Source organism: Pseudomonas sp. P5_B2, assembly GCF_056400445.1.
This window is the reverse complement of the sequence record NZ_JBFULH010000970.1, coordinates 1-1,231: the sequence shown is the minus strand read 5'-3', so window position 1 is coordinate 1,231 and position 1,231 is coordinate 1. Positions and strand designations below refer to the sequence as shown.

The following is a 1,231-nucleotide window of genomic DNA, read 5'->3' as shown; positions in this document are numbered from 1 at the left end:
GTCGTCGGCAGCGCCCCGACCAGCACTGGCGAAACAACCACCGGCACGTTGGTCGGTTCGGTCAGCGGTGCGACGGGTGCGATCACCTACACCTTGGTGGGCAGCGYCACCGGCAACTATGGTCAGATCCTGCTCAACGCCGACGGCACGTACACCTACACCCTGACCTCGGCGCCGAAAACGTCGCCGAACGCCAACGACGGGCCAAACACCCTGAGCGAAAGTTTCACCTACCAGGCCACCGATGCACTGGGCAACAGCACYACCAGCACCATCGTCGTCAAMATCGTYGACGACCTGCCTACCGCAGCGGCGAACACCGCCTCTGTAGCCGAAGGCGCAACGGTCARTATCAGCGTYCTGKACAACGACAAGTTTGGCGCCGACGGTCCGGATAGCAGTGGGGCGGTGATTGGCGTGCGTGCCGGCAGTAACACGTCGACCCCGGCGRTCGGCGGGCTGGGTACCAATATCAATGGTACYTACGGCTACCTGACTCTCGATGCCGCCGGCAATGCCGTGTACCACAGCAACCCGAACTCGGTAGGGCCAGCAGGCGCCACGGACACGTTCACCTACACCATTCGTGATGCCGACGGCGATGTAAGCACCACCACCATCACCATCGACGTGTCGAACAGCTGCATCACCGCGGTCATCGATTCCGACGTGAAGGTCTACGAAAAAGCCTTGGACCTGAACCAGGACGGGCATGACCTGGCTGCCGGCACTGTCGTCGGCAGCGCCCCGACCAGCACTGGCGAAACAGCCACCGGCACGTTGGTCGGTTCGGTCAGCGGTGCGACGGGTGCGATCACCTACACCTTGGTGGGCAGCGCCACCGGCAACTATGGTCAGATCCTGCTCAACGCCGACGGCACGTACACCTACACCCTGACCTCGGCGCCGAAAACGTCGCCGAACGCCAACGACGGGCCAAACACCCTGAGCGAAAGTTTCACTTACCAGGCCACTGATGCACTGGGCAACAGCACTACCAGCACCATCGTCGTCAAAATCGTCGATGACCTGCCTACCGCAGCGGCGAACACCGCCAGTGCGGTGGAAGGTGCAACGGTCAATATCAGCGTCCTGGACAACGACAAGTTTGGCGCCGACGGTCCGGATAGCAGTGGGGCGGTGATTGGCGTACGTGCCGGCAGTAACACGTCGACCCCGGCGGTCGGCGGGCTGGGTACCAATATCAATGGTACTTACGGCTACCTGACTC

General features: G+C 62.3%; 1 protein-coding gene. It reads left to right on the top strand.

Annotated elements, in window-relative coordinates; all coding sequences use genetic code 11:
• Positions 1-1,231 (top strand): Ig-like domain-containing protein (locus AC1DRJ_RS28400; RefSeq protein ID WP_477805067.1); only part of this gene is annotated, 1,231 nt, incomplete at both ends.